The sequence below is a fragment of the Streptomyces sp. Edi2 genome (assembly GCF_040253635.1).
Taxonomy (GTDB): Bacteria; Actinomycetota; Actinomycetes; order Streptomycetales; family Streptomycetaceae; genus Streptomyces.
The window spans coordinates 7,980,877-8,003,903 of the sequence record NZ_JBEJGX010000003.1; the positions used below are offsets into that span (position 1 = coordinate 7,980,877).

The 23,027-nt window shown below is 70.5% G+C and carries 25 protein-coding genes; 13 read left to right on the forward strand and 12 right to left on the reverse strand.

Annotated elements, in window-relative coordinates; translation table 11 throughout:
• Window positions 1-116 precede the first annotated feature (116 nt).
• The 4 genes from ABR737_RS38285 (at window position 117) to ABR737_RS38300 (ending at window position 4,551) form a co-directional block, all read left to right on the forward strand.
• Window positions 117-311 (forward strand): ferredoxin, encoded by a 195-nt coding sequence (locus ABR737_RS38285; protein WP_350255758.1) that lies wholly within the window; start codon window positions 117-119, stop codon window positions 309-311.
• Window positions 308-1,765: an NAD(P)/FAD-dependent oxidoreductase gene (locus ABR737_RS38290; RefSeq protein ID WP_350255759.1), complete on the forward strand. Its 1,458-nt coding sequence runs from the start codon at window positions 308-310 to the stop codon at window positions 1,763-1,765. The genes ABR737_RS38285 and ABR737_RS38290 overlap by 4 nt, the downstream gene beginning before the upstream one ends.
• Before the next feature lie 34 nt (window positions 1,766-1,799).
• Window positions 1,800-4,256 (forward strand): excinuclease ABC subunit UvrA, encoded by a 2,457-nt coding sequence (gene uvrA / locus ABR737_RS38295; protein WP_350255760.1) that lies wholly within the window; start codon window positions 1,800-1,802, stop codon window positions 4,254-4,256.
• Between the two features lie 82 nt (window positions 4,257-4,338).
• Window positions 4,339-4,551, forward strand: a complete 213-nt coding sequence (locus ABR737_RS38300; RefSeq protein WP_350255761.1) for an EF-hand domain-containing protein — start codon at window positions 4,339-4,341, stop codon at window positions 4,549-4,551.
• An 18-nt stretch (window positions 4,552-4,569) separates the two neighbouring features.
• Here ABR737_RS38300 and ABR737_RS38305 read toward each other — a convergent pair whose 3' ends face one another.
• Complete coding sequence (locus tag ABR737_RS38305) at window positions 4,570-5,493, reverse strand: LysR family transcriptional regulator (protein WP_350255762.1); 924 nt, start codon at window positions 5,491-5,493, stop codon at window positions 4,570-4,572.
• Window positions 5,494-5,591: 98 nt separating this feature from the next.
• Here ABR737_RS38305 and ABR737_RS38310 point away from each other — a divergent pair, with 98 nt between their 5' ends.
• A complete protein-coding gene (locus ABR737_RS38310; protein WP_350255763.1) occupies window positions 5,592-6,248 on the forward strand; it encodes a LysE family transporter in 657 nt (218 codons plus the stop codon).
• On the opposite strand, the gene ABR737_RS38315 is transcribed toward ABR737_RS38310, so the two are convergent.
• The 5 genes from ABR737_RS38315 to ABR737_RS38335 form a co-directional block, all read right to left on the reverse strand.
• Window positions 6,213-8,597, reverse strand: coding sequence for a GH92 family glycosyl hydrolase (locus tag ABR737_RS38315; protein ID WP_350255764.1), 2,385 nt, complete (start codon window positions 8,595-8,597; stop codon window positions 6,213-6,215). The genes ABR737_RS38310 and ABR737_RS38315 overlap by 36 nt on opposite strands.
• 142 nt (window positions 8,598-8,739) lie before the next feature.
• On the reverse strand, window positions 8,740-9,120 hold the full coding sequence (locus tag ABR737_RS38320; RefSeq protein WP_350255765.1) for a hypothetical protein: 381 nt from the start codon (window positions 9,118-9,120) through the stop codon (window positions 8,740-8,742).
• Between the two features lie 160 nt (window positions 9,121-9,280).
• Window positions 9,281-10,402 (reverse strand): alkene reductase, encoded by a 1,122-nt coding sequence (locus tag ABR737_RS38325; RefSeq protein ID WP_350255766.1) that lies wholly within the window; start codon window positions 10,400-10,402, stop codon window positions 9,281-9,283.
• 56 nt (window positions 10,403-10,458) lie between these two features.
• Window positions 10,459-11,109 (reverse strand): SAM-dependent methyltransferase, encoded by a 651-nt coding sequence (locus tag ABR737_RS38330; RefSeq protein WP_350255767.1) that lies wholly within the window; start codon window positions 11,107-11,109, stop codon window positions 10,459-10,461.
• Window positions 11,106-12,650: an MFS transporter gene (locus ABR737_RS38335; protein WP_350255768.1), complete on the reverse strand. Its 1,545-nt coding sequence runs from the start codon at window positions 12,648-12,650 to the stop codon at window positions 11,106-11,108. Before ABR737_RS38335 ends, ABR737_RS38330 begins: the two co-directional genes overlap by 4 nt.
• 114 nt (window positions 12,651-12,764) lie before the next feature.
• Between ABR737_RS38335 and ABR737_RS38340 the strand changes: the two genes are divergently transcribed.
• Complete coding sequence (locus ABR737_RS38340; protein WP_350255769.1) at window positions 12,765-13,343, forward strand: helix-turn-helix domain-containing protein; 579 nt, start codon at window positions 12,765-12,767, stop codon at window positions 13,341-13,343.
• Between the two features lie 11 nt (window positions 13,344-13,354).
• Here the strand turns inward: ABR737_RS38340 and ABR737_RS38345 are convergent, their stop codons facing one another.
• Together ABR737_RS38345 and ABR737_RS38350 are read right to left on the reverse strand one after the other, a co-directional pair.
• Window positions 13,355-14,416, reverse strand: coding sequence for an NAD(P)/FAD-dependent oxidoreductase (locus tag ABR737_RS38345; RefSeq protein ID WP_350255770.1), 1,062 nt, complete (start codon window positions 14,414-14,416; stop codon window positions 13,355-13,357).
• A 331-nt stretch (window positions 14,417-14,747) separates the two neighbouring features.
• Window positions 14,748-15,206: a bestrophin-like domain gene (locus tag ABR737_RS38350; protein WP_350255771.1), complete on the reverse strand. Its 459-nt coding sequence runs from the start codon at window positions 15,204-15,206 to the stop codon at window positions 14,748-14,750.
• A gap of 98 nt (window positions 15,207-15,304) precedes the next feature.
• Between ABR737_RS38350 and ABR737_RS38355 the strand changes: the two genes are divergently transcribed.
• The 7 genes from ABR737_RS38355 (at window position 15,305) to ABR737_RS38385 (ending at window position 19,689) form a co-directional block, all read left to right on the forward strand.
• Window positions 15,305-15,688: a hypothetical protein gene (locus ABR737_RS38355; RefSeq protein WP_350255772.1), complete on the forward strand. Its 384-nt coding sequence runs from the start codon at window positions 15,305-15,307 to the stop codon at window positions 15,686-15,688.
• 313 nt (window positions 15,689-16,001) lie between these two features.
• Window positions 16,002-16,871 carry an alpha/beta hydrolase gene (locus ABR737_RS38360; protein WP_350255773.1) on the forward strand — a complete coding sequence of 290 codons (870 nt, stop codon included), beginning with the start codon at window positions 16,002-16,004 and terminating at the stop codon, window positions 16,869-16,871.
• Window positions 16,872-17,129: 258 nt separating this feature from the next.
• Window positions 17,130-17,522 carry a VOC family protein gene (locus tag ABR737_RS38365; protein WP_350255774.1) on the forward strand — a complete coding sequence of 131 codons (393 nt, stop codon included), beginning with the start codon at window positions 17,130-17,132 and terminating at the stop codon, window positions 17,520-17,522.
• A 256-nt stretch (window positions 17,523-17,778) separates the two neighbouring features.
• On the forward strand, window positions 17,779-18,105 hold the full coding sequence (locus ABR737_RS38370) for a PadR family transcriptional regulator (RefSeq protein ID WP_350255775.1): 327 nt from the start codon (window positions 17,779-17,781) through the stop codon (window positions 18,103-18,105).
• A complete protein-coding gene (locus ABR737_RS38375; protein ID WP_350255776.1) occupies window positions 18,102-18,458 on the forward strand; it encodes a DUF1048 domain-containing protein in 357 nt (118 codons plus the stop codon). The genes ABR737_RS38370 and ABR737_RS38375 overlap by 4 nt, the downstream gene beginning before the upstream one ends.
• A 1-nt stretch (window position 18,459) precedes the next feature.
• Window positions 18,460-18,786 carry a DUF1048 domain-containing protein gene (locus tag ABR737_RS38380; protein WP_350255777.1) on the forward strand — a complete coding sequence of 109 codons (327 nt, stop codon included), beginning with the start codon at window positions 18,460-18,462 and terminating at the stop codon, window positions 18,784-18,786.
• 426 nt (window positions 18,787-19,212) lie between these two features.
• Complete coding sequence (locus ABR737_RS38385; RefSeq protein WP_350255778.1) at window positions 19,213-19,689, forward strand: hypothetical protein; 477 nt, start codon at window positions 19,213-19,215, stop codon at window positions 19,687-19,689.
• A 94-nt stretch (window positions 19,690-19,783) separates the two neighbouring features.
• Here the strand turns inward: ABR737_RS38385 and ABR737_RS38390 are convergent, their stop codons facing one another.
• From ABR737_RS38390 to ABR737_RS38405, 4 genes are all read right to left on the reverse strand, one after another.
• Complete coding sequence (locus ABR737_RS38390) at window positions 19,784-21,250, reverse strand: amino acid permease (RefSeq protein ID WP_350255779.1); 1,467 nt, start codon at window positions 21,248-21,250, stop codon at window positions 19,784-19,786.
• 125 nt (window positions 21,251-21,375) lie between these two features.
• Window positions 21,376-21,591 (reverse strand): dodecin, encoded by a 216-nt coding sequence (locus ABR737_RS38395; protein WP_350255780.1) that lies wholly within the window; start codon window positions 21,589-21,591, stop codon window positions 21,376-21,378.
• A 107-nt stretch (window positions 21,592-21,698) separates the two neighbouring features.
• Window positions 21,699-22,160 carry a universal stress protein gene (locus ABR737_RS38400; protein ID WP_350255781.1) on the reverse strand — a complete coding sequence of 154 codons (462 nt, stop codon included), beginning with the start codon at window positions 22,158-22,160 and terminating at the stop codon, window positions 21,699-21,701.
• 134 nt (window positions 22,161-22,294) lie between these two features.
• Window positions 22,295-23,026: a PAS domain-containing protein gene (locus ABR737_RS38405; RefSeq protein WP_350255782.1), complete on the reverse strand. Its 732-nt coding sequence runs from the start codon at window positions 23,024-23,026 to the stop codon at window positions 22,295-22,297.
• Window position 23,027: the final 1 nt, after the last annotated feature.

Genomic DNA, 23,027 nt, shown 5'->3' on the forward strand with positions numbered 1-23,027 from the left:
CTGCACGGACGCCGTTCTCCGCCCGTCACCTGGTGACACCGGTTCGCCGCCGGGCACTCCCGGTGCGTCCCGGCCGTTGTTCCCCACGCCACCTCACCGCAAGGGAGCCCACTGACGTGAAGATCACCCTCGACGCCGACAAGTGCTGCGCCGCCGGCCAGTGCGTGCTGATCGCCCCCGAGGTCTTCGACCAGCGCGACGAGGACGGCGTGGTCGTGCTGCTCGACGCCGAGCCGCCCGCCGCACAGCACGACGCGGTGCACGAGGCGGCCGCCATCTGCCCCGCCGCCGTGATCGAGGTCCACGCATGACCGGCCTGCCGATCGCCGTCGTCGGCGCCTCGGCGGCCGGTCTCGCGGCGGCCGAGACGCTGCGCCGCTCCGGCTGGCGCGGCCCGCTCACCCTCATCGGTGACGAACCCCATCTCCCGTACGACCGGCCGCCGTTGTCCAAGCAGCTGCTGCACGGCGCCTGGGCGCCGGAGAAGCTGCTGCTGCGCACCACGGACCAGCTCGCCCCGCTCGACCTGGACCTGCGGCTCGGCACCCGCGCCACCGGCCTCGACGTGGCCACCCGTACCCTCACCCTCGACGGCGGCGCGGAGCTCGCCTGCGCCGGCGTGATCATTGCGACCGGCGTCTCGGCCCGTACCCTGCCCGGCGCCGACCGCATCGCCGGGGTGCACACCCTGCGCACTCTCGACGACGCCCTGGCCCTGCGAAGCCGGCTGGCTGATGGGGGTGCCCCCGCCGGTGAGGGCGTAGCCGCCGGCGGAGCGGGAGGCGGACTGCGCCTGGTGATCGTCGGAAACGGCGTACTGGGCTGCGAAGCGGCCGCGGTGGCACGGGAGTTGGGGCACGAGGTCACCCTCGTCGGCATCGAGGCGACACCGATGGCCGCCGCCGTCGGCACCGAGGTCGGCGACCTGCTCGCCGAGGAGCACCGCGCCCGCGGCGTCCGGCTGCTCACCGGAGTGGTGGACGGCTTCGAGACGGCGCCCGCGGACCCGGCGGGCGCCAACGGCCTGCCTGGTGGCGGCGACCAGCGGGTCACCGCCGTACGACTGGCCGGTGGGGGACCCGCCGGCAGTGGGGGCGTGGCCGCCGGGGGAGGAGGAGGCCACCGCCTGCCCGCGGACCTCGTGCTGCTGGCGATCGGCTCCCGGCCCGCCGTCGAGTGGCTGGACGACCCGGCGCTGGACACCAGCGACGGGCTTCGCTGCGATGCGTACTGCGCCGCCGCCCCCGGCATCTATGCGGCGGGCGATGTGGCCCGCTGGGACCATCCGGTCCACGGCCGCCCGCTGCGCTTCGAACACCGGATGAACGCCACCGAACAGGGCATGGCCGCGGCCCGCAACCTCCTGGCCGAACTCGCCGCGGAGGCGCCCGCCCCCGCCGGGCCGGAGGACCCCGCCGGGCCCGAGGACCCCGCCGGGCCCGAGGCCGCCGCCGGGCCCGAGGCCGCCGCCCCCGCCCCGGAGCGCCGCCCCTTCGCCCCCGTGCCGTACTTCTGGTCCGACCAGTACGCCGTCAAGATCCAGGCGTACGGCCTGACCGCGGGCGCCGACCGGGTCGAGACCACCGTCGTGGACCGGGCCGAGCGGCGCGTCCTGGCGCTCTACGGCCGGGACGGCAGCGCCGTCGGCGTGCTCATGGCCGGGCTCCCGCCCCGCCAGGTCCGGGCGCTGCGGGCGGTCGTCGCCGCTCCGCTGCCCTGGGAGGAGGCACGCGAGCGGATCGCCGCCGCCACGGCGCCCGGCTGACCGCGCACCGGCGGCCGTGCCCGATCATGGAGGTATGGCCGACTCGTACGTACGGGTGCGCGGCGCCCGTGAGCACAATCTCCGCTCCGTCGATGTGGACATCCCGAGGGACGCGCTGGTCGCGTTCACCGGGGTGTCCGGATCGGGCAAGTCCTCCCTCGCCTTCGGCACCCTCTACGCCGAGGCGCAACGCCGCTACTTCGAATCCGTGGCCCCCTACGCCCGGCGGCTGATCCACCAGGTCGGCGCGCCCAAGGTCGAGGACATCACCGGACTGCCGCCCGCCATCGCCCTGGAACAGCGCCGCTCCGCGCCCACCTCCCGCTCCTCGGTCGGCACCGTCACCACCCTCTCCAACACCCTGCGCATGCTCTTCTCCCGCGCCGGCGACTACCCGGAGGGGGTGCGGGAACGGCTCGATTCCGACGCCTTCTCGCCCAACACCGCGGCCGGCGCCTGCCTGGAGTGCCACGGGCTGGGCACCGTCCACCGCGTCACCGAGGACTCCCTCGTCCCCGACCCCTCGCTCACCCTCCGCGAGGGCGCCATCGCCGCCTGGCCCGGGGCCTGGCAGGGCAAGAACCTCCGTGACATCCTCGACGCCCTCGGGTACGACACCGACCGGCCCTGGCGCGAGCTGCCGCAGACCGACCGGGACTGGATCCTGTTCACCGACGAACAGCCCGTCGTCACCGTGCACCCGGTCCGCGACGTGGGACGGATCCAACGCCCCTACAAGGGCCAGTACATGAGCGCCAAGCGCTATGTGCTGCACACCTTCGCCGACTCGAAGAGCGATACCCTGCGCAGGCGCGTCCAGGGGTTCATGGTCGCCGAGCCCTGCCCGGTGTGCCACGGGCGGCGGCTGCGCCCGGAGGCGCTGGCCGTCACCTTCGAGGGCCACGACATCGCCACCCTCGCGGGCCGGCCGCTGAGCGCCCTCGCCCGGCTGCTGCGGCCCACCGCCGGGCGGGCCGACGACGAGGTGGCACCGGTGCTGGCCCGCGACCTGGTGGCCCGCATCGACGTCCTCACCGAACTCGGCCTGGGGTACCTGAGCATGGACCGGCCGGCGCCCACCCTGTCGGCCGGTGAACTCCAGCGGCTGCGGCTGGCCACTCAGCTGCGCTCCGGTCTCTTCGGCGTCGTCTACGTCCTGGACGAGCCGTCCGCCGGCCTGCACCCCGCCGACACGGAGTCCCTGCTCACGGTCCTCGGGCGGCTCAAGGAAGCCGGCAACTCGCTGTTCGTCGTCGAGCACGACATGGACGTGGTGCGCCGCGCCGACTGGATCGTGGACGTCGGCCCGCACGCCGGGGAACACGGCGGGCAGGTCCTGCACAGCGGCCCCGTCGCCGCCCTCGCGGACGCCCCCGCCTCCGCCACCCGCCGGTTCCTCTTCGAGCCCGCACCACCCGCCGCACGCACGGTGCGCAGCCCCTCGGGCACCCTCACGCTGCGCGGCGTCACCCTGCACAATCTGCGCGGCCTGGACGCCACCTTCCCGCTCGGCGTCTTCACCGCCGTCACCGGCGTCTCGGGATCGGGTAAATCGACGCTGGTCACCCGCGTGCTCGCGGACGCCGTACGGGACCACCTCGGCGCGGGCGAGGAGCAGCAGGACGCCGCCGACGGTGATTCCGCCGGACCGATGGCCCGCGCCCGGCTCACCGCGGCCGAGGGCCTGGAGACGATCGACCGGCTGGTCCGCGTCGACCAGAAGCCGATCGGCCGGACCCCGCGCTCCAACCTCGCCACCTACACCGGGCTCTTCGACGCGGTGCGCAAGGTCTTCGCCGCCACCGACGAGGCCCGCGCCCGCGGCTACACGCCCGGACGGTTCTCCTTCAACGTCGCCGGCGGCCGCTGCGAGACCTGCCAGGGCGAGGGCTTCGTCGCCGTCGAACTCCTCTTCCTGCCGGGCACGTACGCCCCCTGCACCGACTGCCACGGCGCCCGCTACCGCCCCGAAACCCTGGAGATCACCTACCGGGACCGGACCGTCGCGGACGTCCTGGCGATGACCGTCGACGCCGCGGCCGGCTTCCTGGCCGATCTCCCCGCGGCGGCCCGCAGCCTGCGCACCCTCCAGGACGTGGGCCTGGGCTACCTGCGGCTCGGCCAGCCCGCCACCGAGCTGTCCGGCGGCGAGGCCCAGCGCATCAAGCTCGCCACCGAACTCCAGCGCACCCGCCGCGGCCACACCCTCTACCTCCTCGACGAGCCCACCACCGGACTGCACCCCGCCGACACCGAGGTGCTGCTGCGCCAGCTGCACGGCCTGGTCGACGCCGGGCACACCGTCGTGGTCGTCGAGCACGACATGGGGGTGGTCGTGGGCGCCGACCACGTCATCGACCTCGGCCCCGGCGGCGGCGCGGACGGCGGCCGGATCGTGGCGGCCGGAACCCCGGCCGAGGTCGCGGCGGCACCGGAGAGCCGTACCGCGCCCTACCTGGCCCGGCGGAGGGCGCGGCCGGACGCCTCTTGACGGTCCGCTAATGTACGCAGGTCAGATCAGCAGGCAACAGCACCGCGCAGCACTGCGCAGCACCACGAAGGGGGCACCTCTCATGGCAGACATCGAGAAGGCCAGGGCGGCGTTCGCCCGGTTCGACGCGGACGGCGACGGCCAGGTCACGCCGGAGGAGTTCAAGCACGCGATGGCCGAGATGGGCGACCCGTTCGTCACCGGCCCGGTCGCCGAGGCGGTCATCAGGGCAAAGGACACCGACAGCGACGGCCGGATGTCCTTCGACGAGTTCTGGAAGGCCCTGCAGGACTGACGTCCGCACCTGCCTTTCTCACACCCCCTTCGCCTCTCGTTCGCCCGCGGCCGCGCGCAGCGCCGCCAGCCCGCGGGCGACCGGGGGCTGCCGCTCGCTCCCGCGACGGACGGCAGCCACGAACCGCCGTACGGGAAGGGGCTCCCCGCGCAGCGGCACCCTGACGACCGGGTACCGCTCCGGCACCGGCGCCAGCCGTGGCACCAGACAGATCCCGAAGCCGTGCGCGACCAGCGCCGCGACCGCGGACCAGTCGACCGCGTGATGGTGCACCCGCGGGGTGAAGCCCGCCGAGGCGCAGGCGGCCAGCAGCAGCCGGTGCTGATCGGCCGGATCGCCGGCGCGGATCCAGCTCTCCCCGCCCGCCTCGGCCAGCGTCACGCCCCGTGCCGCATGCCCGGCGAACCGGTGCCCGGCCGGCACCAGCAGATCCTGCGGCTCCGCCAGGACCGGCTGCTGGACGAACCGCGCATCGTCAGGCGCCGGGGCGCCCTCCGCCACGATCACCACCGCGATGTCCGCCCGCCCGGCCAGCAGCAGTTCGAACCGGTTCACGTCCGGATCCTCCCCGATCTCCACCGCCAGCCGCGGCAGCTCCTCGCGCAGCCGCGCCGCCGCCGGCGCGATCACCCCCGTGATCGCCGTCGCCACCCCCGTGATCCGCAGCCGCCCCGCCACCCCGTCCGCGTACCCGGCGAGATCCGCCCGGGCCTCCTCCCAGCGCAGGAACAGCGCATCGGCGTGCTCGACCAGCGCCAACGCCGCCGGAGTCAGGCGCACCTTGCGGCCGTCCGGCTCCAGGAGTTCCAGCCCGAGCCGGGCCGAGAGCTGGCGCAGTTGCTGGGAGACCGTCGACGGCGTCAGCTGCAGCGCCGCGGCGGTCGCGGTGACGGTGCCCTGGGTGTGCAGGACGCGCAGGGTCTGGAGCCTGGGATCGATCATGCGCGCAGCGTAGGGCGCAACCATGTGGGGATACCACACGGTTCCCTGCGGAAACTTTCGATGGACCCGCACGGTTGCCGCGTCCGACGCTGGACGGCATGACCGAGATCCTGACCGATGCCTTTCTGCCGGGACTGTGGGCGGGCTACGCCCTGGCCGTCCCCGTCGGCGCGCTGGCCGTGCTGCTGGTGAGCGTGACCGCCCGGACCTCCTTCCGGGTCGGCGCCTCGGCGGCGCTCGGGGTGGCGACCGCCGACGGCCTCTACGCGCTGGCTGCGGTGGCCGGCGGCGCCGCCCTCTCCCGTGCCGTCGCGCCGATCGCGGGCCCCTTGCGCGTGCTCGCCGCCGTCTTCCTGCTCGGCATGGCGTTACGGACCGCCGTCCAGGCACTGCGCCACCGCCGCACGCACCACGGCCCGGAACGGGACGTCCTGCAACGCCCCGCCCGGGCCTATCTCGCCTTCCTGGGGCTGACGTTGATCAACCCCTGGGCTCTCCTCTACTTCTCGGCGCTGGTGCTCGCCGGCGGTGCGGGCACCCCCGGTCCCTTGGGCACCCCCGGCTCCGGCGTCGCCGGCCCCGCCGCCTTCGTGACGGCGGTGACCCTGGCCTCCCTCAGCTGGCAACTGTGCCTGGCCGCCGGCGGGACCGTCCTGGGCAGGGCGCTCACCGGCCCACGGGGGCGGGTGGCCACCGCCCTGCTCTCCGCCGTGGTGATCTCAGCGTTGGCGACCGGACTGCTGCTGCGCGGCTGAGGACGTGCCCACCGGCGGCGGCGCGGCACGGTCGCCGGTACCCCAGCCGGACGGCTCCGTGCCCACGGCGAAGGCCAGTTCACGGCCCGATCGCAGCTCCTCGGTGGTGAGGTACGTCCGGTCGTGGCCGGCGCCGTCCAGACGCACCGACTGCACATAACGGCGGGCATCGGACGTACCGGGCGCGGTGACGGTGAAGTGCCCGGCCGGGTAGTAGCGCCGGTCCAGCGTCAGCTCCACCCGGTCGAAGACGGGGGTGCTCAGTCCCCAGGTGCCGGTGCCCGGCTGCACCGGGAACACCCCGATCGAGGAGAGCACCATCCACGCCGACATCGTCCCCAGATCGTCGTTCCCGGTCATACCGGTGGGGGTGTCGGTGAACAACGTCAGCGCCGCATGCACCACATCGGTGGTCTTCCAGGGGTGGCCGGTGGAGAGATAGGTGTACGGCGCGATGAGGTCGGGCTCGTTCTGCGGGTTGTACTTGTCCGCGTTGTAGTAGTCGTACGGGCCGTTGACCCACACCTCCCGGGCGGTCTTCGCCGGATCCTGGAGCAGCTTCGGGTAGGCGAAGAACGCGTCCAGACGCTCCTCGGCCTTCTCCTTGCCGCCGATCAGCCGCACCATCCCCGGCAGGTCCTGCGGCACCAGCCACTGGTACTGCCAGGAGGTGCCTTCGTGAAAGCCCTCGCTCTTGGCCGGATCGGCGGGTCCGGCGAAGGCGCCCTTCTCGTCACGCGCCCGGAAGAAACCGGTCGAACCATCAAAGATCTTCCGGTAGTTCTGGGCGCGGGCCGCATAACGGTCCGCGTCCTCGCCGTGCCCCAGATCGCGCGCCATCTGTGCCAGCATCGCGTCCGACAGGGCGTATTCGAGGGTGGCCGAGGCGCCGTGGTCGAAGTCCGAGTCACCGGGCTTGGTGTGCGGACGCCCCTTGAGGTACGGGACGAAACCGTCCTTCAGGTACTGCGCGTTGGCCTCCCGCCCGACGGCCGGCGAACCGGCCGACGGCACACCGTCGGCGTTCTTCTTCAGCGCCGCGTACGCCTCCTCCTCATGCCCCCGCAGCAGCCCCTGCTGATAGGCATTGGTGAGGAACGGAGTGACCGGATCGCCGGTCATGATGTTCGTCTCGACCGTTCCGTAGCCCCACTTGGGCAGCCAGCCGCTCTCCTTGTCGATCCGCAGGACCGACAGCGCCATATCGCGGGACTCCTGTGGCGCCAGCAGCGCCAGCAACTGCGCCTGGGTGCGGTAGGTGTCCCACAACGACCAGTTCTGGTAGTACGTGAACCCCTTGGCGCGATGGGTCCGCTGGTCCCAGCCCGTATAGCGGCCGTCCACATCACTGCCGATGTTCGGCGCGAGGAAGGACCGGTAGAGGGAGGAGTAGAAGGTGCGGCGCAGCGTCGTGTCACCGCCCTGGGCCCGCACCAGCCCCAGCCGCCGCTCCCATGCGGCGTCGGCCGCCGCCCTCACGCGGTCGAAGGAACCGCCGCCCTCCGCCCGCAGATTGGCTGCCGCGCCCGCCGCGTCCACATAGCTCAGGGCGGTGGTCGCCTCGACGGTCCGGTCCTTGCGGGTGTCGAACCGGACATAGGCGCCGTGCCGGCCGCTCGCGGTGGAGCTCTTGGAGCCGGCCGTCACCTTGTCGCCGTCCCAGGTCCCGTACGACGCGAAAGGACGGTCGAAGCGGGTGATCGTGTAGACGGTGTACGGCTTGGTGTCCTGGCAGAAGCCGCGGCCGGTGAGGGTGGTCCGGACGGTGCGGGAATCCAGCACCTCGACCCGCGTCGAGACCGTCCTGTGCAGCGACTGGCCCGCGTTGAGCAGCACATTCGCCTTGTCGGTGGCCGGGAAGGTGTAGCGCTGCCGGCCGGTGCGGGCGGTGGCGGTCAGCTCGGCGGTGATCCCGCCGTAGGACGTCAGACCGACGCGGTAGTAGCCAGGCCGGGCCGACTCGTCGTCATGGCCGTAGCCGGCCGCGTACTTCGCATAGTCGGTCTCGGTGATATCGCCGGTGGTGGGCAGCACCGGCAGATCTCCGCCGAGTCCGCAGCCGACGCCGGAGAGGTGCACCGAACTGAAGCCCCGGATGTGGTCGTCGTCGTAGCTGTAGCCGGTGTCATGCCCGGTGTCCGGGGAGAGCTGCACCATCCCGAACGGGACGGCCGCACCCGGGTAGGTGTTGCCGTCGTTCCGGCTGCCGATGAACGGGTTGACCAGGCCGGTGAGCGGGCCACCGGCCGACTCGGCCTGCGCGGCGGGGGCCGCGAGCGCGCCCCCGATGAGCGCGGCCGCCAGCACCGCCCCTGCGGCGCGCAGCCGGGTGCGACTGAGCCATGGCATGGTTCCAGACCTCCGGTATCCGGGCCGCACAACGGCCTCCGAGCCCTCCGGAAGCCGCCTGAGGGTCTGCGGAAGCCCCTACGGCCCAAGCGTCGACAACGTTGTCAGGACGCGCTCATTCTTGGTACTCGTCAGGTCTGCGTCAAGAGGGCCCGCGTCGCGAGGGCGTCGCGAGGGCCCGCGTCGCGAGGGGCCGCGTCAAGTGGCACTGCGACGCCAACTCCGGTGTGCTTGGCGCCCGCTGCGAGGCCGGGCGCGGTGAGCGGATCTTCTTGCGGTGGCCGCGGACCAGGTCGGCGAGACAGTCCGAGGTGGCGCTCGACAGCGGCAGTAGGGCGGTCTGCCGCACCGCGGTCAGGACGCGCTGACAGTCCGCCGGCAACGCGGACTCGTCCGCCCCCGGCGCACGGTCCAAAACCAACCGCACCGCCCGGCCCGCCACCTGCGCGACCGGCGACCCGGCCGCTGGTCGCTCGCCGGCGAGCTGCTCCCTCATCCGCTCCAGCACCTCGGGATTCACCATGCGCCGGTGCGTAGGAGCGGCACCAGCGGCGACGGGCCGGAAGGTGCAAACCCACCCTGCCAGGCGATCTACGCTCCGGACTGCCGACCACGACCCGCACGACTACGCCGAAGACCCCTCACGCCACCCCCGTGACCTGCAGCTTCACGATGCACAGTGCTCAATGCGCGGATCCTCGGGCGCAGTGAGGCCAAGCCGTCTCCGCCGTCTCCTGGGTCAACGGCGGGTAGTCGGTGTAGCCGCGGTGGTCGCCTCCGTAGAAGGTGGTGCCGTCGGGCTGGTTCAGCGGGGCTCCGGTCTGCCAGCGGTGCACCAGGTCGGGGTTGGCGATGAAGGCCCGTCCCACGGCCACCAGGTCGGCCCCACCGGTGTTGATGAGGTCTTCCGCAGCGGTGACATCCGTGACCGGGTCCCAGCCGTTGCTGACGATGTGGGTACCCGCGAAACGGTCAGCCAGGTCGGTGAGCAGATCGGAGGCAGGGTCGCCGATGGTGTGCAGGTAGGCCAAGCCCATTTCGGACAGGGCGTCGACGAGGGGGCGGTACGTGGCCGCAGTGGTCTCGGGGTCGGCCTCCAGTGCGCCGTGGAGGTTGATCGCCGGAGAGATGCGGATTCCCACACGTTCACTGCCGATGGCGTCACTCACGGCCTGGGCCACCTCAAGGACGAAGCGGGTGCGGGCCTGGGGCGAGCCGCCGTAGCTGTCGGTGCGTTGGTTGGTGGAGGGGGCGAGGAACTGGTGGAGGAGGTAGCCGTTGGCGCCGTGCAGTTCGATGCCGTCCAGGCCGGCGTCGACCGCGGCACGGGCGGCCTGGACGTATCCATCGACGACATCCGGGATGTCGTCAGTGGTCAGGGCGCGCGGCGTGGGGTGCGGCTGGCGGCCGGTGGCGGTGAACATCTCCCCCGGTGCGGCGATGGCGCTGGGGGCGACGGTTTCGGCCTGGTGCTTGTTGTCGGGGTGGGAGATGCGTCCGGCGTGCATGAGCTGTGCCACGATCGTGCCGCCTGCCTGGTGTACGCCGTCGGCGACGGCGCGCCAGGCGTCGATCTGTTCGGGGGTGTGCAGGCCGGGTGAGTTCATGTAGCCCTGCCCGACGGCGCTGGGCTGCACTCCCTCGGTGATGATCAGGCCGGCGGTGGCCCGCTGGGCGTAGTACGTCGCCATGAGGTCGGTGGGTACGCCGTCCGGGGTGGCCCGGTTGCGTGTCATGGGGGCCATGACGATGCGGTTGTGCAGCGTCCACTTGCCCACTGTGACGGGCGCGAAGATGTCGGTCATGAGAGGTGCTCCTGTGAGGGGTGTTCAGCATGCGTGGCGGGCACGGCATGCGGTTGTCAGGCGATGCGGCGCACGGCGATGACGGTGTCGGTGACGGGCGCGGTCTGTCCGTTGGGGCCGGTGGCCACCCGTTCCGAAGTGGCCAGGCGCTGGGGTATCCACCGCGCCGCCTCGAGGGCGAGGTCGTCGTAGATGTCTTCCGGGTCGGGGAAATGGGCGTCGGGGTCTGTGTGCCAGGCCCAGGGGCGTATCGAGCCGTGATCGACGATGAGGAGGATCCCGCCGGGAGTGAGCGCGTGTGCGGCCTGGCGCAGGATGCCGGTGCGCGGGAAGGAGTAGGGGGTTTGCAGGTACTGGGCGGAGATGAGGTCGAAGGTGCCGGCGGGGAATGTGCCGGCCAAGTCGTGCTGTTCAGTGCGCACACGGTCCGCGACGCCGTTTCGGGCCGCGAGTTGGGCAGTGCGCTGCAGGGCGGTGGGGGCGATGTCGACGGCCGTGACGTGCCAGCCGTGAGTGGCGAGCCGTAGTGTGTCGCCGCCTTCACCGCAGCTCAGGTCGAGGGCGCGGCCGGGTGTGAGGTGTGCGGCGGTTTCGGCGAGCAAGGGGTTGGCGGTGTTCTTCCAGACGCCGTCTTTGCTGCGGTAGAGCCGCTCCCGGAACCGGGCGGCGTCGTTGGCGGCGTGGATCTCGCGGACGACCTCGTTCATCGCGGTGTCTCTCCTTCAGACGACCTGGGCGGGGGTGCTTCAGTGGACGGGGATGAGGCGGGCATGGCACCGGGGTTGGTCTTGGGGGTTCTCACCAGGGCGAGCAGGGCGATCAGGGCGGCAGCCAGGAGAGCGCCGGCGACGATGAACGCGATGCGGTAGCCGTGGAGGAAGGCCTCCAGCCGTACGGTCTGCGGACCCTCGCCCGGGGCCACGGTGTGGGAGGCGAGGTAGCCGGTGACGGCGGAGATGTAGAGGGTGTTGAGCAGGGCCGGTCCCAGGGCTGCGCCGATCTGCTGGCTGGTGCTCAGGGCGGCGCTGGCTACGCCCGCGTCGTGCGGCTTCACGGCGGAGAGCGCGACGTTGGGGCCGGCGAGGAAGAAGAACCCGACGCCGATGCTGACCAGGGTCTGGGTCGGCAGTACCTCGCCCGTGTAGCCAGAAGCCGAGTCCAGGCGGGTGAGCCAGAGCAGTCCCACCGTGGCCAGGGTGGTTCCTGCCGCCATCAGGGTCTTGGGGCCGAAACGGGTGACCAGGGGAGCGCCGAGGGTGGTGGTGGCGATGATGCCGACACTGAAGGGCAGGAAGGCGCAGCCGGCCTGCAGCGGTGTGTAGTTGAGGTTGACCTGCAGGAAGTAGGTCATGAAAAGGTTCATGCCGAACATGCCGGCGCCGATGAGGAGGTTGGCCAGGAACACTCCGGCGCGGGAGCGGTCGAGGACAACCCGAAGGGGAAGCAGCGGGTGCGTGCTGCGGTGCTCCACCATCACGAAGACGGTCAGCAGGACGACCGCGGCCGCCAGGAGTACAAGCGTTGCGGGGGCGGTCCAGCCGTCGCCGTCGGCTGCCTGGGCGAAGCCATCGACGAGGGCGACAAGGCCGCCGGTCACCAGTAGAGCCCCGGGAATGTCGTAGTGGCGGTCCCCCTCCGCACGGCTTTCACGGATGTAGGGGCGAGCAGCGAGGGCTGCGGGCAGGGCGATGGGAATGTTGATGTACATGCACCAGCGCCAGCCCGCGTACTCGGTCAGCACGCCGCCGAGCAGCAGCCCGACGGCGCCGCCTCCGGCTTGGAAAGCGCCGAAGATGCCGAAGGCCTTGGCACGTTCCTTCGGGTCCGTGAAGGCGACCGTGATCAGGGAGAGGGCGGCGGGGGCCAGAAGGGCGGCGAAGCCACCCTGCAGAGCACGGGCGCTGAACAGGGTCCCCGGGTTGGGAGCCAGGCCGCCGAGCATGGAGGCGGCGGCGAAGCCGAGCAGGCCGATGAGAAGGGCCTTCTTGCGGCCGACGAAGTCGGCGATACGGCCGCCGATCAGGAGCAGGCCGCCGAATGCCAGCGCGTACGCGGTGATCATCCACTGGCGGTTGGAGTCACTCATCCCGAGATCGCTCTGTGCCTGGGGCAGAGCGATGTTCACGATGGACACGTCGAGGACGACCATGAGCGTGGCAACGGACGCCACGATCAGTGTTATCCACCGGTGCGGGTCCGCCACGGCAGGATCGGGCGTCGTGCGGGCGCGGCGAGCTGGGCTGGTCATCGGGAGCTCTCCTGAGCAGTAATCGAAAGTGAGGGCGGCGGGACAGGTGCCGCGCCGCCTGGAGAGTGGGACGCGGACTGCCAAACTTGCAAACCGTCATGCCGCTTCAGCAAGATGCGTGACATGAAGAACGTCGATCAGGTTCTGGCCACCGTCGGCCCGCGGCTGCGTGCACTGCGCCAACAGCGCGGCATCACACTGGCAGCCCTCTCCCAGCTCACCGGAGTCTCCGAGAGCACGCTCTCCCGCCTGGAGGGCGGTGGCCGCAAAGCGAACCTGGAACTGCTACTCCCCTTGGCCCACGCCTACCAGGTCCCCCTGGATGAACTGGTCGGGGCGCCCGAGACCGGCGACCCGCGCGTGAACCTCCGGCCCGTCACGCGCGGCGGAATGACGTACGTGCCGCTCAGCCGCCGGCCCGGCGGGCTGCACGCGCACAAACTCGTCATCACCCCCTCCGCCGGCGAGCCCGAGCTGAACATCCATGAGGGCTACGAATGGATCTACGTGCTGGACGGCCGGCTGCGCCTGCTGCTCGGCGAGCGCTCCTTGAGCCTGGCACCGGGTGAAGTGGCGGAATTCGACACGCATGTGCCGCACTGGCTGGGCCCGGACGACGATCAGCCGGTCGAGCTCCTGGTCATCTTCGGCAAGCAAGGCGAGCGGGCCCATCTCAAGGCCCACCCTGCCTAGCAGTACCGCCGTCACTCCCCGAAGGGCAGCAGGGAGTCGAGGCCGTGGCGACTCTCGCCCAGAACGCGCGCGCTGACCTTCGCCTCACTCTCGGCGCTGAAGGTCTCCTGAAACCGGGCCGCACGGTGGCGTGCGACCGCTTCGTCCACGTCGGCGTTGACGAGGTCGGCGTTGATGGCCGCTGCCGCCGACACGCCCCCGGCCTGGGCCTGGGCGAGACCGGCCATCACATCGGTGACGTTCCCGGCCACCCACACTCCGGCGACGTCCGTCGCGCCGCCGGCGTCGGCGGGCACATAGGTGCCCACTCCCATGGCGTGCGGTGCCGGAACGACGCCCAGCCGGGCCAGGACTCCGCCCTGCGCGATGAACCGGGGGGCCACCACCAGGGACTGAACGGGAATCACCAGACCGGAGGCGAGTCGGACACCGCCCAGCTTGTCGTCCGCGATCTCCAGGCCGGTCACCTCGCCCTGCACGACCTCGATACCGCGGGCGGCAAGGCGTTCCCACTGGTCCTCCTCGGGCTCGGGGCCGGTGTGGAGGAACAGGGTCACCTGGCTGGACCACTGACGAAACAGCAGTGCCTGGTGCACCGATGCAGCCCCCGTGCCGAGCACACCGATCGGCGTGTCACGCACCTCCCAGCCATGGCAGTACGGGCAGTGCAGCACATCCCGCCCCCACCGCTCGGACAGCCCCGGCACCTGAGGCAGTTCGTCCACCAGGCCCGTGGTCACCAGAAGCCGCCGGGCCCGGAAGGTCTTGCCGCCTTGCGTGCCGACGGCGAAGACTCCGTCCACGCGCGTGGCGGTCGTGGCGCGCTCCGAGAGCACCCGTCCGCCGTACAGGCCCACTTCCGCCCGCCCGGCACGCAGCAGATCCAGGGGCGCGACGCCATCACGCGACACCAGGCCGTGGGCCGCAGCGGCGGGCACGTTGCGGGGCTCTCCCGCATCCAGTACCAGAACAGAGCGCCGGGCACGCGACAGGGTCAGCGCCCCAGACAGACCGGCCACACCGCCACCGATCACGATCACATCAAAAACGTCAGAATCCAGTTCCTCACTCATGCGACACACCGTGCGGTGACCTGGGGCAGAGCGCCATTCTTCTTGCCGGTTCGGCAAGGCCGAAGCCGTGTACACGGTGTGCCCTGGCGTGACGAACCCGCCCCTGTCCGGCCCGGAGAGCGATGACATTCGCTGCCCGGCCAAGGCCGCTTCCCGCTTCGCGAGCACCGGCAGGCGTACGGCTGACTACCCTTTCCCTGCAGATCAGGGCCGCGTGGCGTCAAGTGCCTCGAAGAGGGTCACATCTCGGGAAACGGATCGAAGGACGGCAGACGCAACGACTCCGGCTCCTCAAGCCAGTGCAGCCGCCGCAGCAGATCTGCCGGCTCGGTCACCGTCGCGTACTCCTTGTGGTCCTGGGCACTTTCCCCAACTCGCCCAGGAAGGGGTGGGAGAGTTCTGTGACGAGGAACAGGTTGGCGGCGACGAGTATGCTCACCGCCCCGACCATCCCGTAGCGCATCGTGGTCTGCCCGGCGTCGAAGATGACGGCGAAGCCGAGGACCGGTGCACTGGTCAGGAAGACCACCATCCACAAGGACAGGGGTGGGCCGACGTTGGCGCGTGCCTGGAGCAGGCGTTCCGTTCGTGCGAGAGCCAATTCCCGCAGGGACGCGAGCGTGCCGGTGAGGAAGGCCCGTTGGGAATCGCTGCGGGGTTTGACGTTCTCGTATGTGCTCTGCAGACGGTTCAGCGCGTTCTCGGCCTCGGGTGTGGTGCGGCCGATGGCGGCACGGGGCCACTCGGCCGCTGCCGCGGGTGGCCAACGACCGCACCGGGCCGCGGACACGCCCTCGCCGCCTCTTCGGGGAGAGGCGACCGCACCTGTCCGGCATCTTCCATGGGGCGTCGGTCATGGTCCGGGATGCCGTCAGGGAGCATGGGGCGATGAACTCGGATCAGCCGGTGCCCCGCGAGCTGAAGGCCCTTGATACGGCTTCGCTGCTCAGACTGGAGGAGCGAGCCGGTGAACTCGGCCTCAACCAGCGGCTGAGCCCTGCGTGGGTCGAGGCGCATGCGGCGTCCGACGGAACCCACTACCTGTGGCCGGGCTTGTGGGTCAGCTTGTCCCATCGTCCCGGGATCCCACGTCAGTTGCGGTGCGAGTTGCTGATCGCGCTTCGTGCGGGAGAGCGGGTGAGGAGTCTGCTGGACGTGCTGCCCGATGACTTCGCCCCGCTGACGCAGGTGACCTCGCGTGACGAGGGCATGCAGGCCGGCCGGCTCTGGGACGGTGCCCGGAGCGTCAGGGAACGGAGGCCGGCTTTCTGAGCAAGTCCCGTCCGGCGGGGACGCGGGCGCGCTTGTGTGCGGCGCCACTGGGGTGGCGGAGCGCGTAAGCGGAAGGGCTTATACCGGTAGTGCGGATGATCTTCTGCTGGGTAATGTGGGCCGTCGGGTAGGGGGCAGTGGGCGCCGGGCATCCGGCACTTGGCACTTGGACTTGGCATCCCCGCACTGGGTATCGGTCACCGGCCCTCCGGCCCCGAGCCTCCGGCACCGGCAACGCGCCGGGACCGGCGCCGTGCGTCCCGCCGACGCCGCCGAGGTCAGAGAGTGAGTGGCAGTAGTAGTGAGTAGACAGATGCAACCGACGTTCGTGCTGGTTCACGGAGCCTTCGCGAACTCCTTCTCCTTCGCCCCGCTCCAGGCCGAACTCGGCCTCCTCGGGCACCGTTCGGTCGCCGTCGACCTGCCGGGCCACGGATTCGGGGCGTCCTACTCGCGTGCTTATCAGGCACCGCAGGATCTCGAAGGGCTCGGCACCGAGCCCGGCTCGATCAGGGGTGTGACGCTCGCCGACAACGCCGCGTATCTGATCGGGATCCTGGAACGGGCCAAGCGGAACGGCCCCGTGATCCTCGTCTCGCACAGTCGCGGCGGCGTGACGGCCACGGCCGCGGCCAACGCACGGCCGGATCTGATCGACCGCATCGTCTACGTCTCGGCTTGGTGCCCGGTCGAGCTCGACGTCGGCGACTACTACGCGGAGCCGGAGATGGCCGGCGTCGACGTCGCTTCCCTGGCCCCGGCGATGGTCGGGAACCCGGCTGAACTCGGCCTGCTCCGCACCAACTTCCGCACAGCGGATGCGGATGTCCTCGCGGCGTTCAAGGCGGCCCTCCTCGCCGACGGCACCGACGAGGAGTTCCTGACCTTCCTGAACACCTTCCAGCCCGACGAGAACCTGGACGCCGGTACTTCCGCCGACCGGGCGCAGGCCGCGACCTGGGGCCGTATACCCAAGACCTTCGTCCGACTGGCCCGCGATGTGAGTCTGCCGCTCGCCGTGCAGGACCGGCTGATCAGCGAGGGCAACGAGCTGACCCCGGACAACCCGTACGACGTCCGCACTCTCGACAGCAGCCATCTGAAGTGGCTGATCGACGCGGCACCGGCGGCCCGGGTTCTGGGTGAACTCGCCGCGCCTTTGGGCATGCCTGACGGGTCGTGACCGGAGCCTCCTGCTGGGGCGCCGTCATCGGAGCCGATGAAGCGGCGTGCGGTGGCCGTGATGGTGATGTGATGGTGATGGTGCCCACGTGCCCATGCAGCGGGTGCCTGGACGTGTCCGCGCTGGTGCTATCGGGCCGGCCACTGCACGCCACCGGGCCGAGCCGGCGAATCGACTAGGATGCGCAGCGACATCGCGTGTCGGTCACCGGCTGGGTGAGGCATGGAGGTGTCGGGGAGATGCCCCTGGAGGCATTCCTTGTCAGTCGAGTTGAACCACACGATCATCCACGCCCGGAACAACCGGGAGTCCGCCGAGTTCTTCGTGGACCTGCTGGGCCTTGAGATCACCGATGAGTGGGGCCCCTTCATCGCCGTCGGCCCGAGCAACGGCGTCACGCTGGACTTCGCCACGATCCCCGAGGAAAGCATCACACCGCAGCACTACGCCTTCCTGGTCTCCCAGGAGGAGTTCGATGCGGCATACGCACGGATCACGCAGCGCGGCATCGAGCACTACGCCGACCCGCAGCGGCAGCATCCCGGCGAGATCAACCACAATGACGGTGGCTGCGGCGTGTACTTCATGGACCCGGCCGGCCACGCCATGGAACTGATCACCCTCCCGTACGGCGGCCGGCCGTCTCGCTGATCGCTTCAGAGCTTGGTCACGCGCCGCATGCTCATGCGGCGCGTGACCAGTGCTGCGGTGCAGCAGAGTAAGACGTTCCGCTACGGCAAGTGCCCGCGTCCAAGCAACGTCCAGTCCCCTCACATGCCGCGCATCAAGCGTGCCGCTGAGGATTCGCCTCGCTTCCCCGCCCCCGAGCCCGCGGGCTACTCGGTGATACTGTGTAGTGGTACTCAGTGCTACGCAGTACTGGGAGAGGGTGAAGGGGAGATCCGCGATGGACGACCTGACGGAGATGCTGAAGGGCACGCTGGAGGGCTGCGTGCTGGAAATCATCGGCAGGGAGGAGACCTACGGGTACGCGATCACGCGTCGTCTGAATGAACTCGGCTTCGCCGACGTCGTCGAGGGGACGGTCTACACCATCTTGCTGCGGCTGGAGAAGAACGGGCTCGTTCAGGTGACGAAAAGGCCTTCCGGGATGGGTCCGCGGCGCAAGTTCTATGCACTCAATGACGCGGGGCGCGAAGAGCTCGGCAGGTTCTGGGCGAAATGGGAGTACCTCTCCTCGCGAATCAACAAGCTCAAGGAGGGCGGGAGATGAATTTCCGGGAGACCATTACCGGCAGTGACCTCACCAGGGAATGGAAGGCGTTCGCAGCCCGGGCCGAGGCATTGCCGGCCGACCACCGGGCGGCGTGGGAACAGATCAAGGTTCACCTCTGCCCCTACTCGGGCTTCACAGGTCGCCACCTGACGTCGATCCTCGACGGTGCCCTGGGGCTGCTCGAAGAAACGGCGGCGGACGGGCAGAGCGTTCACGAGGTGCTGGGCGACGACATCGAGGGCTTCTGCGCGTCGCTGGCCGGCGAAGAAGGGGCTCGGAGCTATCGCGACCGGTGGCGCGAGCAGTTGAACCGGAACGTCGCAAGGAAATTGGGCCGGCTAGGAGGCTGACGTGGGCATCCAGGACATCATCGAGGGCAAGAAACGGTGGCGAGCGCACAGGGCGCGGCTCAAGGCACTCCCACCGGACTACCAGATCGTCTACAAGGAGATGGAGAGGTACTACTTCAAGATCGGACCGATCGACTTGCCTGACTGGACCTTACTTTCAGGGATTGTCGATTTCTTCGAGGAGGGTGTCGCGGCCGGCAAGGGAGTCCTGGAACTCATCGGCAACGATGTCGCTGCCTTCTGTGACGACCTGGTCAAGGACTCGCGCACCTACGCGGACATCTATCAGGAGTCCATCGGCGGGAAATCCGGCACGGTCGAGAAGTAAGACTGATCGGCAGATGGACTGCCCGGTCGGGCCCTGTCCTGAGGGCCGCACCCCGGCTCGGGGGTGCGGCCCTCAGCCGTCAGCAGCACCCAAAACAGCGGCTCCGAAGGGGTCCTGAAACGACGCCTTGGGCAGCGGTGTGCCGCTCATTGCGGGATCAGTGTCCCGATGCCGGGCCGGCCGGGTGCGGGGCATGGCTTGTTTTGGTGTAGGCATGTCAAAAATCATGAGGTGGCTGCCTTGCTCTCTTCAGGGGTGCGTGCCTCAATGGTCAGCGATTCAGGTCGCTGACCATCCGTCAGGTCTGGACGGTGGTCGGCACGGGGGTCCGACCGCGGGCTCCTGCGTGGCTGCCGGCCGTTCCCGCGCGTCCCCCCGACGGCCGGGGCCATGGGCCTGCACCCCCCTCAAGAAGGCGGTACCCCCATGAGACACCTCGGATCAGGCACGTGCAGATTCGGTACGGCACTCGTCGTTGCCGTCGCCGCCGCGGGCACGCTCGCGATGGCGCCGGCCGCCTCGGCGGTTACCCCCGACACCGCCACCGTTTCGTTCGACTGCGGAAGCTTCGGGTCCGGCACGGCGACGCTCACCGCGACCCAGGACGGTACGGCCGCGACCATCAGTCTTTCCACGTCGGCGATCACCTCACCGATAGACGTCGGTGCGAACTCGGTCAGCTCCACGCTGACCCTCACCAAGAACGGCTCCGGGACCACGGAGTTCAGCGGCAGCTCCAACCCGGCGATCCCGGCCGGCAGTCAGGTCTCCACCGGCCCCCTCACCGGCACGGTCGCCGCGGGCGACAGCCTGGAGGCCACCTCCCTGAAGGTCGTGGTCTTCGGCGTCACGGCCACCTGCACTGCCACGTCGCCGCAGTCCCCGGGGCCGTTCGTCTTCTGATACCGAGGGCAGGCGGGGGCCGGCGGGATGTCGTCCGCCGGCCCCCGCGGGTCACCGCTGCGTGCTTCACCGTTGCGCGGTCAGTGGCCGCGGCTCATGGCCGCGCTCCGCCGCTCTCCCCGCCGCCGCCCTTCCCGCCGGCGTTCGCCCGCTCCGCCCGTGCCAGGTTCGAGCGACGGTAGGAGTAGGTGAAGTAGATGACCATGCCGATCAGAAACCAGACCACGAACCGCACCCAGGTCTGCCATTCCAGGAACGTGATCAGCCAGATCGAGAAGCACACCCCGATGGCCGGCACCACCGGCATCCCCGGCGTACGGAACGTCCGCGGCAGTTCGGGACGCTTGTAGCGGAGCACGATCACCGCGACGCAGACCACCACGAACGCGAGCAGGATGCCGATGTTGGTGAGCTCGGCGGCCTCGCCGATCGGGAGGAAGCCCGCGATGACCGCGGAGGCGAAGCCGACGATCCAGGTGACCCGGGTCGGCACATGGTGCTTGGGGCTGGTCTTGGCGAACCACTTCGGCAGCAGTCCGTCCCGGCTCATCGAGAACCACACCCGGGTCACCCCGAGCATGAAGGTGAACATGACCGTCAGAATGCCGATGATCGCGCCGACCGCGATGACATCCGCCAGACCGCTCAGGCCCACCGACTTGAACGCCGAGGAGAAGCCGCTCTCCGGGTCGATGTGCTTGTAGTTCTGCATACCCGTCAGGACCAGGCAGGCCAGGACGTACAGCACCATCGAGATGGCCAGCGAATACATGATCGCCTTGGGCATATGGCGCTGGGCGTCCTTGGACTCCTCGGCCGCGGTGCTCATCGCGTCATAGCCGAAGACCGCGAAGAAGACGGTGGCCGCGCCGGTGAAGGCGCCGCTCACGCCGAACGGGAAGAACGGCGTGTAATTCGAGGTCTTGATGTGGAAGAAGCCGACCGCGATCACCACGATCACCACCAGGACCTTCAGGGCCACCACGATCGTCTCGAAGCGTGCGGCGTTCTTGATGCCCAGGGTCAGCAGATAGGCGATCAGGAGGCAGAGGACCGCGGCGAAGAGGTCCACCTGGTGTCCCGGCCCCGTTCCCGGCGCGCCCAGCATCCAGGCGGGCAGATCGAGGCCCATTTCGCCGAGCAGAAAGCCGAAGTAGCCGGAGATTCCGATCGCGACCACCGCCACGATCGCGGTGTACTCCAGCAACAGGTCCCAGCCGATGAACCAGCCCGCCACCTCGCCGAGGACCGCGTACCCGTAGGTGTAGGCCGAGCCCGCCTTCGGGATCAGGCCGGCGAATTCCGCGTACGAGAACGCGGCAGCGGCGCTGGCGATGCCCGCGATGAGGAAGGAGATCAGGACCGCGGGTCCCGCTTTCCCGTTCGCGACGGTACCGGCCAGCGTGAAGATTCCCGCGCCGATGATGCCGCCGACGCCGATGGCCGTCAGCTGCCACAGGCCGAGCGCACGGGTGAGCTGTTCGCTCGCGGTGCCTTCCGTCTCTTCAATGTGTTCGATCGGTTTACGGCGCAAAATGCCCTGTCCCGCGCGCAGACCCATACGTCATCCCTCCGTACGCTCCGTCGTGGTCCGACGGCGGATCATCATGGACCCTCGGGGGCGACTAGGGAAGGCGACTCCCTAGTACTGCCGGGACTCGCCGGGAGACGTACACGGGAGAGGCGTCAATCGGCGTCCTCGAGCCGGAATCCGACCTTCAGGCCGACTTGGTAATGGTCGATCTCGCCGTCGACGATATGGCCGCGGACCTGGCTGATCTCGAACCAGTCGAGGTTGCGCAGGGTCTGCGAGGCGCGCTTGATGCCGTTCTCGATCGCGGCGTCCACGCTCTCCTGGGACGTTCCGACGATCTCGGTCACGCGATACGTGCGGTCGGTCACGGTGGTCTCCCTCGCCGGGGCGGCGCTCCGCCCGTGCACTGTCCACCGTGCCTCAGGGCGGCCCGCCCCACCAGCGGAGCGCCGGGGCGGGCCCTGGGGTGTGCGGCTCAGGGGACGACGGTGACCGGCCAGCGCCCGGCCTTGACCAGGCGCACCGCGACCGAGCCCATGATGCGGTGCCCGGCCTGCTCCGAGGCGCCGACCACCACGGCATCGGCCTTGAGCTCGTCGGCCATCTGCACCATGCCGTTGTACGGGTCGCCGCGCAGGGTGTGGAACTCCCAGCGCAGGCTGTATATCCCCGCCAGCCGCTCGGTCGCCTTGCGGATCTCGGCCATCAGCTCCTCGGCGACCTGGTCGGTCGCATCCGCGATCGGGGCGCCCATCGCGGCGCCGGCCGGCAGCACCGGCTGGACGTAGACCAGCACCAGCTTCGAGGACTGGCGCCTGGCCAGGCCCGCCGCGTACGAGGCGGCACGCCACGACGAGTCGGAGCCGTCGATGCCGACGACGATGACCTTCGGGCCGTCCGTTCCGCGCTCGAACGGCGCGGCTGCGTTCTCCTCCACACCAGGGAGGTTATCCGCACAGGTGTGCTGGGGGAGTGGCGGGCCCGGGTCGCCGACCGCGCGCTGCCGGGCCCCTGCCGTCGGGCTCGCGCTGCCGGCTCCCGGTCGCCCGGCCCGCACAGGCTCCTGCCCGGTCAGGCAGGGGCCGGGGGCCAGCTGTCCGGGGAGAGGACGCCCAGCACATAGGCCCTGGCGACCAGCGCGGTACGGCCCTGGACCCGCCAGCGACGGGCCAGTCGGGTGAGGTGGTAGTTCACCCCGTCGACCGTCAGCCCCAGTGCCGTGCCGATCGACGAGGTGGTCGCGCCGCCCGCGGCCAGCGCCAGGATCCGGGCCTCCACCGGGCTCGCCGCACCGCGCGGTGCCGGCTGCGGAGCGCTGTCACTCACCCGCAGCAGCGCCAGCAGGGCGGGCGGGTTCACCGAGGGGTCACCCACCGGGTCGATGGTCAGTTCCCCTTCCCGCTCGGCCCCGTCCGTCCCGGCGCGCCAGCGCACCTCGACCGGATAGCGGGAACGGCGTCCCAGGCGCAGGGCCTCGGTGAGCCGGTCGATCTGGGCCATCGCGCGGGGCTCGAACAGGTCCAGCAGGTTCCGGCCACGCAGCTGTCCCGGGGCCGTGCCCCACTGCTCGGCCATCGCCGGATTGGCGATCAGCACCTCGCCGTGGGCCCGGCACACCGCGATCGGCGTGGGGATACGGTCCAGCAGGATCAGGAAGTAGTTGCGCCACGGGCCGCCCGCGTACGGCCCGGCCGGGTCGATGTAGGTGCGCTCGCAGGGCGCCTTCTCCCCTTCGTCCGCGTCAGCAGCCGCAGCCGCAGCCGCGTCCCCGTCCGGCATCCGGTCGGCAGTCCCGTTGTCCATT